We start from the raw sequence: 9,707 nt of genomic DNA on the forward strand, positions 1-9,707 counted from the left end.
AGTCCTATTCCAAATGTTAAAGCAAGAGATATGGGGTTAAATATTATAGGCGGGTTTATCCTTGGATATGTTTCCTCATCCGACCATGTTGAGACGGTAGTATTGATGTCATGCGTAAAAGATTGAGTTTGCTGCAAACCCATTGTGTAAAATCATGATTTTTTCGGTTCAAAGAAACAAGTCCATCAAGGCGGTTTTTGATAGTCAAGTGGTCAGATTGGATGTTGGTATAATAAGTTGCGGAATAACTGCAATAAGGTTTTTTTAGTCTTATTGATAGGGCATGTAACAAACTTATGTTTCATACAGAAGAAAAACTCAGAACAGTTTTACCGCAGAAGTTACTGCGAAAACCAAAGTTTTGAGATAAATACGCAATGGTAAGGAGGAGTTTTTAAATGGCAATCTCAAAAAACATTTCAAAAGATGATATTCTAAAAGCGATTAAATATATTGATGAAAATGATGTACCGGATAAAAACAAAAGTACAAAGTATGAATTGATTGATAAATCAGGTAAGAGGTATCCACCCAAATACGTTATTGCAGTAGCAAATCATTTAGTCAATCACGAAGCAATTTCAACTGAGGGATTTAACGCAGTAGAGGCAAAAAACTTTTTAGAAGGACTCAACTTTCTAATTGAAACAAAGCAAGAGAAATTTGAGCTGATTATTACGGCAAACGAAGTAACATCAACTGACGATCAATTTACGTTGGACAATATTGGCCTTGGAGATAATTACAAACCACTTGATACATATTTTAAAAATGCTAGTGGAGCGGTAGTTCGTCGCAAATACAATAAGGGCGAAAGAAGAAACTCAAACCAAACCATGCCACGTTTGGCTTGTCAGGTTTTTGAGCAATTAATTGCCGCTTTACCTGCTGAGGAAAAAGAAAATTTTCCGATTTGCCAGTACACTCCAAGCACTGAAGTCATTCGTGGCATTTTTTCCAGTGTTGAAGAATTTAAGAAACATAGAAATACAATTGAATATTTAATATATAGCTATGATGCAGAAAAACAGTTTGTTATTTATTGTTGGAATATTTTTTCTACCATCCTATTCGTCAGGGATTCCTTGAAGCGTTTTGGCCATGAGGGTGATCAGTTCGTTCTCGTCTATCGCGAAAAGGAAACAAAAGAAGCTGAGCAGCCTGAAAATGAAGAAGTAGAAATTGAAGAGCAAGTTAAAGCAATCAGCGGGTATAGAAATCCTTATTCCAGTAGTCTTATTGAGTCTAAAAACATCATTCTCCGTGGTGCACCGGGGACAGGAAAAACGTATCTCGCAAAAGAAATTGCTGCTGATATCATTAGTAATGGCTATTTTGATACTTTTTCTCTACTGACCGATGAGCAGAAAAAACAGGTTGAATTTGTTCAGTTCCACCCAAATTACGATTATTCTGACTTTGTTGAAGGATTGCGTCCAAAGACATATGATGATGGTTCTGTGGGATTTGAGCTTCAGGAAGGTGTATTTAAGAAATTTGTAGCAAAAGCGAAAAAGAACTTTGATGATTCACAAAAGCCCCAGGAAGTGATAGAAAAAGAAGCATCTATTCAAGAAATTATGTCTGATTATTTCTCAAGCATTGAGTTGGGTGTAGATGAGCTGGAAATCGCTCGTGGTACTAAATTCTATATCACCGGTATTGATGATAAATACATTCATATTTCTGCCCCAGAAAACAAGATATCAAATAAGTTGAAGCTAAATATCAGTGAATTAAAAGGGATGTTGGAGTCTGGCCAAAATTTCACTCAAGTAAAAGATGTTACGTTGTTCTTTCGTAGAGTAACTGGACTTCAAAAAGATTCTTATTATCTAGCTACTTTTAATGCGATTAAAGCTAACAAGTCGCCAGCGCCCAAGTCAGTTGCAAAGCCAGATAAATTGAAGCCTTACATTTTTATTATCGATGAGATTAACCGTGGTGAAATTTCTAAAATTTTTGGAGAGTTGTTTTTCTCAATTGATCCAGGATATCGCGGACAAGTTGGCGAAGTGTCCACACAGTATGCAAATATGCATGATAATCCAGACGAAAAGTTTTACATTCCAGAGAACGTCTATATTATTGGAACGATGAACGATATTGACCGTTCAGTTGATAGTTTTGACTTTGCAATGCGTCGTCGTTTCAGATTTATCGAGATAAAGTCAGATGAACGATTGGAAATGTTAGATACACTTGGCGAAGATAAAGAAGAAGCGATCCGTCGAATGACAGCTTTAAATAATGAAATCTCAAATGTCGAGGAGCTTAACGAAAACTATCACATCGGCGCATCTTATTTTTTGAAGTTAAAATATTTAACCTTTGACCAATTATGGGCAGATTATCTTCAGCCGTTACTTCAGGAATATGTTCGCGGTATGTATGATGAAAACGGCATTATGGAGAAGTTTGCAAAAGGGTATGGTTATACAGGGGACAGAAATGACAGAACTCAAGATTAAGGATAATGCGCTTATTAGTAAAAGATTCTTTGATGGAATCAGCAATGTGACAGAAAAAATTATTGATAAGACACTTGAACAACTTGAACAAGAAGGGGTATTTATTTTCCCTAAACTTATAAAAGATGCAGAAGATATAAGTAAGGATCAGGTGATTTTACAAAGCTTCAATGATTGTTATCGTTCAAGTAATGTTATGGGATTTTTAGGATATGGCAAAGAACGCCTTGTCATTGAATCACGTTTTTCAACTGGCATATGTGATTATTTTTTTCAATATTTGCTTGAATGCGTACTGAGTTTTCCCAATATCTTAGAGCTAAATACCGATTCTAATCAAGATAGCCTTATGTTTAACCTGCTACTATTTTTGTTTCCTCACTATTTAAAAGAAGCGATGCGCAAAGGTCTATTCAAGACGTATATTCAGAATCAGTATAACGATGGAAATGTTAAAGGGTCAATCGATATTCCTCGCCATGTCAGAAAGAATACTCCTTTTATCGGGAATGTAGCATATAATCAGCGCGAGTTTTCATATGATAATTATTTGATGCAGTTGATTCGCCATACGATTGAGTTTATCAAGAAGAAGCCTTATGGTAATAATCTGTTGCAAAAAACAAAAGACGAAGTGTCATTAGTCGTAGGAACGACTAATGGCTATGAGTTTTTTGATAGAAGAAAAGTCATAGCCGAAAACATCAAGAACCCCATCCGCCATGCGTATTATCGTGAGTACAGGGCATTACAGCGCCTGTGCATAATGATTTTACAGCATGAGAAGCATCAAATTGGCCCTGGTATGCGTCAGATTCACGGTATCTTGTTTGACGGTTCGTGGATCTGGGAGGAATACATCAACTTGCTAATTGGCAGTGATTTTCATCACCCAATGAACAAAGGTAGAAAAGGAGCACAACGACTATTTGCTCGGAATGTAGGTCTAATCTATCCAGATTTTATCAGCCACGAGGTGGATAATCGTATAATCGTCGATGCGAAGTATAAGCCTTGCGAAAACATAAAAGGCAGTGATTATCAGCAATTGTTAGCATATATGTTTAGATTTGATGCTAAAAAAGGTATTTATTTATATCCACAAAATCAAGGAGTTGAAAATATTGAGCTAAGAATGAATAGCGGTTCCACTTATGAAAATAATGTTTGTCCAAGAGACGACATAATGGTTTTTAAGTGTGGTTTGACAATTCCTAATGAAGTTGCTAATTATGAAGATTTTAAAGTGAAGATTAAAAAAAGTGAAGAGGATTTAAAACTAGAGTGCTCATCAATCTAGTAACCAAGGCACCCTACGTTGCCATTCCCATAGAGTGCCTTGTTCGGTTTGCCTTTATTCGTTTACATCAACAGTCAAGCCGGATTTGAACTCAACATTGAATTTATCCTCGAAGATGGTGACCTTTTCAATCAACCGCCGGACAAGTTGCTCGTAGTATTCGGTGAGAGCGATGGATTGCTTCTTTAAGAATGTGCTCATATCAGCCATACGCTTTTTGAGTTCATCACGGTTGGCGTTTTCAACCTGTAGTTTCTGCTTCTGGTCACGCCGGCGGTGGATGTCGTCGCTTACTTTCTCATAGTCCGCATTAGAAGTGGCCAACTTCAAAAGTTCTGTTTGCAGTTCCTCCAACCGCTTATCGAAGACCCATTAGGGACGTCAGAATGTGTGAAAACGACCACTTTTATACCTTGAATATTGAAAATATAGTATAATGTACATATAAAAGTCGAAAATTGAGGTGTAGTTATGTCAAGATATATCCATACAGAATTTGATAGAAATCAAGTTGGCTTCATACCAGAATCTTATGATGATAATCCTGCTAGAGTAATTGATGCTTTAATCGATAGCTTAGATATGGAAAAGCTAGGCTTTACATACGCTACACCTAAAAAGACCGGAAGAAAGCCATATAATCCTAAGGATATGTGCAAGCTATATACCTATGGATATTTCGGGGGGATTCGATCATGAAGAAAGTTAGAAAAAGAATGTCATCGAAATGTAGAAGTAATGTGGTTATTAAAGAATTTAAAGCCAGATTTTAAGACGATTGCAGATTTTCGAAAAGACAACAAACAAAGTTTAACAAATCTATTTAAGCACTTCTCTTCTATATGCAAAGAATTAGGGTTATATGGCAAAGAGATGATTGCCGTCGATGGCAGCAAATTTAGAGCGAATAATTCAAGAAGAAAGAATTATACAAAAGGAAAAGTTAAAAAGCAGATTGCTCACTTTGAGCAAAGTGCAAATAAATATATGGAGCTACTGGCTGCATCTGACGACTTGGAATCGGATGAAACAGTGAAATTATCTAAAGAAGAAATCCTCACAAAGATAGCAGAAGCAAAAAAGAAAATAGAAGAGCTTACTGAGCTTGGAAAACGCATTGAAGAAGAAGGAGAACTATCTATAACAGACCCAGATGCAAGACATATGGGTACAAGCAATAATGGAACAGATATCTGAGTCTCATATGCACTTTTTTATTTATAATTTAAAAAGAGTAATAAATATAATAGGAACTGAGAAGTTAACAGAGTACTTCAAGGCTCGTATTTTATTACTCTTTTTAAGTATCACCAGAAACAAAAGCAGGTTGAAAATGTGATATTATCGTATCCAAACGTGGCATAAAAAGTGTGCTTTCACACATTCTGCCGTCGCGATATGCCCGTCTGAGTTTTAATATAAAGGAGTAGATGAATAAATGAAAAAATATTATGCAGAGCGAAATCGACTTATAAAAAATCCAATTTCAATATCGTTTGATGAACTTAAAAGCTACTTTATTAAAACATACCAGTACTTTTCAAACAAAGAATATTTGGAATGTGCTACAAAGGGAGTTTGGAGGTTAATCCCATATTCAAATAATGAAGAGCAGATAATTCCACCATCTTTAGCACCTGATCCAGAGGTCTTTTTTACTACTCGATTACAAGATAGACAAGTATGGCCAATTTATGAATATTCCGAATACTACACAGAGGAAATTTTATTTTCTGTTATTGAAATATTATATGACCATATAGCATTATATGATTATAAAGATAATAAGTTAATGCAGGAAGTTCCTAGGGAAGAGTATGCTGAACATATAAATAACATTTTAAGAATGTATAATGGTGGATATTATATTGAACCTACAAATGGTTTCATAATGAAATTGCCAAACGAAATTCTAAAACAACAATTATCTTATGATGGAAAGGATATGCCAAATCGGGTGTTTGAGCAACTATCTACCGCAGCTTCGATGTTCTATCGGTTTGATTCAAATATGGAAACAAAGAAAAAGGCAATTAATATATTAGCTGATATATTAGAAAATGAGCGTGAGGAATTAAAAAATATACTCAATGAAGAATATAAAATTCCTAAGAATGAACATGACAAACTAATTTTTGGCATTGTTAATGGGTATAATATTCGTCATAACAGAGCTGACCAAAAAGGTAATTATAGTAAAGAAATCTGGTATGATTGGATGATGCAATATTATACAAGTGTAATTATAGCTTTTTATAAATTAAAAACAAAAAAGGAAATAGAAAAATTGTTTTAGGCAGAACTTGATGTAACAAGGGGACATATCTGTACTTTTAGCAGTTTAGAGACGAAGTAATACATGTAGTTTCTTATAATAAAGATTTTTGGGCAAAAAAATAATGCCTAACTGATTTTGATAAGCATTATATAAGGAATCTTTAGAAATTGTTACATAGCTCTAAGACCATCTTATAGTGGTCTCAAATTATACTTGTTATTATTGATAAGCTGTTAGGCTACTTTAATTTTCTCAAGCAGATCTGGCAACAGGCTTTGATACTTTGGATTACTTTGTATCAGGTCAAAACCTTTTCGGTTGAGTTTAGCTACTTGAGATAGGGTGAGATTGCCAATTTCCTTACAGATCTCTTTATAACTATAATCACAGAGGCATCTCATTAAAAATATTGATACTGCTTTAAAATTTGTGATGCTATGACTATACTTAATCTTTATAAACTCTGGGTTATTTATATTGAAGGCTTTTGCTACTATTTCTATGACTTGATTTGCTTTTAGTTCTCGGTAGTAGATATATCTTTCGCTACGGTATTCGTAGGGTTCGGCGGAGATAAATTTTTCTATGACTCATGAGGGACGGGGAAAATTGGGTCAGGTTGTCAGTTACGCTCTTCTTTTTACCCAGATTGGCAAGTGATTTATTATAACTGCATCAAGGCAATGGAAACATGCCAAGTTTTTGCACCTGTAGTAATAGGGGACAGTTTGGAGTAGGGACATATTTAAACAATTCACTGCTCAAATAAAACCTCCCACTAGCTTTATACAATAGGGGAAGAAAAATGATAATCAATAAGCTGTATTTTGTATCTCAACAATCCTAATATTCTTTTTTTTAGTAAGAATAATGTACATTAATAACAATATGTTTTGTTAATCGAGAAAGAGAAATGTGATTTTTCGCAATATTCTATTAGGTGATATAATAATGAATAGTATTACACTATAAAACTGCTTGTTATTTCAGACCACTGTTATGAGTATAAACTAAAAGAAATACAACCAGTGGATATGTTTCCTTATGGTATGCACGTTGAGAGTATAATTCTGATGACGTATTGTGGTTCGGAGGACAAAAAGTAGGAGTTGACCACAATATATAGTGGTTTAGGGATGTTTTTAGATCAAAAAAAGAGCGAAAAAACACCGTTTTTTGACCCCTATTTTGGGGGTGATTTATAGATGACTGGTAATTTGGATATAAACATAGCAGAAAAAGATATCGATAATAGCTTTTAATACTTTATTTTAAAACCCTGCGATAAAGAATCAATTGACATTTACGTTACGTAATAGGATAAACTGAATATCAAATTTAATAAAGGAGTTTGATGATAAGTGGTTGATAATAATACAGTTATGAAATTTGGTAGGTGTATAGAATGTGGAACCAGAGAAACAAATGGATTTTCATGCTATGAATTATTTGGTTTTCCCATTGTTTGGGAACATAATGATCCTAAACTATATGAACTGCATTTTTGGCTTGTTTCATGTTATATGATACAACATCCTTCAAATTATACAGAAGAAGGATATAAGCATTTAGTTAATCTGTTTATTGATGCTTATGACAATAATTGGGATACACCATATATTCTCAAGAAGAATCGTGAAATAGTAAAATCAGTAGGGAAAATAACAAACCCTATTCCAAACAAGGAAAGAAAGCGTGAGTTAAGATGTTGGTCTATGACAATTGAAGATATATACTTAGGTGGAGAGCAAAATGCAATATCTAATATTAACAAATGGAAAATAGAAGTAAGAAATGATCTAAGGCATTGATATGTTAAAAATAGGTAATTGATGTTCGACAACATTCTCTCCACTTACATTATATTGTGTTTGCATAAATTATATAAGTAAATTTTTCACGCAAAGACAATTTATTGAGAAGGAGGATTAATATAATATGCAAATAAGCGTTATTAAAGAGAATAATATTGAAATTGCGATTGTAAATAGTGAAGATATACTGATAACAGATGTGCAATCAGCACTGGATTTTTTTGCTACAGTAGATTATGAAACAGGATGTAGTCGTATGATTATAAATAAATCATCAATATGTGAAGAGTTTTTTGATCTAAGCACCAAGATAGCAGGAGAGATATTACAAAAATTTATAAATTATCGAAAGAAAATAGCTATCATAGGAGATTTCTCTATATATACAAGCAAGAGTTTGAAAGATTTTATTTATGAATGTAATAAAGGAAAAGATATATTCTTTTTGCCAAATGAAAAACAAGCTATTGAAAAACTAAGTATGGATTAGTTTTTACAATAATGGAATATTATTTCTATATCGATCTAAGTATTAGTTATAATCAAATAGATAAATAGAATTTTTTGATGAGGAGAATGTTTTATGACAAAGGTGGACAAAAGAAAAATTACATTAAGAATAATTTGGTGGATTTATATAATAGCACTATTTCTTCTGGTTGTCATAAAATTTCATGGTTCAACTTCAGGTATTATCAGTCGAATTGAAAACAACAGCTTACCTGGTTCTATCAATTACAATCTGATTCCTTTTCGAAGTATAGGTACGCAACTAGAGAACATATCTGAGGGATGGGCACGATATAATTTAATAGGAAATATAGTGCCGTTTATGCCTTTTGGATTTTTACTACCTATAGCGTTTAGGAAAATTAATTCGTTTTGGAAAGTTATCGGTGTTGGGTTTATTGTAGACCTTTGCATTGAAGTGTTTCAATATATTACTAAAACAGGCAGCTTTGATGTTGATGACATAATTCTTAATATGATTGGAATTGCTCTTGGGTATTTGTTCGTGAAATTCATCAATACTCAATTTGTTAGGAAATAATAAATTCCAAATTGAAGAGGAGGGATCATGATGGAATTCAGTAAAGCAGAATTAGAAAAGGCAATATCCTTACTATCTTCTACCATTATTAATTGTGAAAAAATGCAACTTAAGTTTTCAGAAGGGACATCTCAACATTCGCTCCTAAGAAATAGAATTAAAGCACTCTATATTTCTAAGTCTCTTCTATCATGGGATAAAACAACAAATTATACAAGGAAAGATTTGAGAGAGGCACTACCTCCTATAGTTTCAATCATTAATAAAACTAAAAAAGCTCAAAGTAAATATGAAAAAGGAAGCTCACAATTTAATCGCTTTCAACACATAATTCAAGCTATGCTCATTTCAAAAACATTCATCGAGAGCCAAATAAATATCGATTCAGAGTTATGATTAATTTTAATTTGCCATAATAAAAATATGAGAATATCAACATAATGTATAACGCACTAAGATATAAAAACTTGGTGCATTTATTTTATATAAACCATAAACTAAATATAGAAACCCAAAGAGGCGAAGTCTTCGGTCAACTTATGATCAATAGGCTTCGCCACTTTTTTATATTTCGACTTCACAAAGGACCATTGACCTAACAGCTAAAAAATACTCTAATACGTACTATTGACCTATTAGGTAAATAGTGCTATAATAATTATATATTTACCTAACAGGTAAATGAAATATATGATAAGTGAATATTGCATTTCAAATGGACCATCGATGCTAACTTTTGAGCCACCTGATGCATTAAAATAGACCATCAAATGCATACTGATAGACCATTTTA

General features: G+C 33.3%; 10 protein-coding genes. 9 read left to right on the plus strand and 1 reads right to left on the minus strand.

The features are described 5' to 3' along the window. The first annotated feature begins 398 nt into the window (after positions 1 to 398). Together DES36_RS10395 and DES36_RS10400 are read left to right on the plus strand one after the other, a co-directional pair. Complete coding sequence (locus DES36_RS10395) at positions 399 to 2,471, plus strand: McrB family protein (protein ID WP_113921134.1); 2,073 nt, start codon at positions 399 to 401, stop codon at positions 2,469 to 2,471. After that, positions 2,452 to 3,771, plus strand: coding sequence for a 5-methylcytosine restriction system specificity protein McrC (locus DES36_RS10400; RefSeq protein WP_113921135.1), 1,320 nt, complete (start codon positions 2,452 to 2,454; stop codon positions 3,769 to 3,771). Before DES36_RS10395 ends, DES36_RS10400 begins: the two co-directional genes overlap by 20 nt. A 54-nt stretch (positions 3,772 to 3,825) precedes the next feature. On the opposite strand, the gene DES36_RS10405 is transcribed toward DES36_RS10400, so the two are convergent. Further along, positions 3,826 to 4,125 carry a site-specific recombinase gene (locus DES36_RS10405; RefSeq protein ID WP_207657449.1) on the minus strand — a complete coding sequence of 100 codons (300 nt, stop codon included), beginning with the start codon at positions 4,123 to 4,125 and terminating at the stop codon, positions 3,826 to 3,828. A 117-nt stretch (positions 4,126 to 4,242) separates the two neighbouring features. Between DES36_RS10405 and DES36_RS10410 the strand changes: the two genes are divergently transcribed. The 7 genes from DES36_RS10410 (at position 4,243) to DES36_RS10445 (ending at position 9,310) form a co-directional block, all read left to right on the plus strand. Continuing rightward, positions 4,243 to 4,470: a transposase gene (locus tag DES36_RS10410; RefSeq protein WP_113921136.1), complete on the plus strand. Its 228-nt coding sequence runs from the start codon at positions 4,243 to 4,245 to the stop codon at positions 4,468 to 4,470. 39 nt (positions 4,471 to 4,509) lie between these two features. Continuing rightward, complete coding sequence (locus DES36_RS10415) at positions 4,510 to 4,968, plus strand: transposase (RefSeq protein ID WP_113921137.1); 459 nt, start codon at positions 4,510 to 4,512, stop codon at positions 4,966 to 4,968. Positions 4,969 to 5,209: 241 nt separating this feature from the next. Beyond that, positions 5,210 to 6,067 carry a hypothetical protein gene (locus DES36_RS10420; protein ID WP_113921138.1) on the plus strand — a complete coding sequence of 286 codons (858 nt, stop codon included), beginning with the start codon at positions 5,210 to 5,212 and terminating at the stop codon, positions 6,065 to 6,067. Positions 6,068 to 7,410: 1,343 nt separating this feature from the next. After that, a complete protein-coding gene (locus tag DES36_RS10430) occupies positions 7,411 to 7,860 on the plus strand; it encodes a DUF5946 family protein (protein ID WP_113921140.1) in 450 nt (149 codons plus the stop codon). A gap of 127 nt (positions 7,861 to 7,987) precedes the next feature. After that, the gene (locus DES36_RS10435; protein ID WP_113921141.1) at positions 7,988 to 8,353 is read left to right on the plus strand and encodes a DUF4180 domain-containing protein; all 366 of its coding nucleotides are present in this window, start codon (positions 7,988 to 7,990) and stop codon (positions 8,351 to 8,353) included. Between the two features lie 93 nt (positions 8,354 to 8,446). Then, complete coding sequence (locus DES36_RS10440; protein WP_113921142.1) at positions 8,447 to 8,914, plus strand: VanZ family protein; 468 nt, start codon at positions 8,447 to 8,449, stop codon at positions 8,912 to 8,914. 27 nt (positions 8,915 to 8,941) lie between these two features. Continuing rightward, complete coding sequence (locus DES36_RS10445) at positions 8,942 to 9,310, plus strand: hypothetical protein (protein WP_187387051.1); 369 nt, start codon at positions 8,942 to 8,944, stop codon at positions 9,308 to 9,310. Positions 9,311 to 9,707: the final 397 nt, after the last annotated feature.

The organism is Alkalibaculum bacchi (assembly GCF_003317055.1).
Lineage (GTDB): Bacteria > Bacillota > Clostridia > Eubacteriales > Alkalibacteraceae > Alkalibaculum > Alkalibaculum bacchi.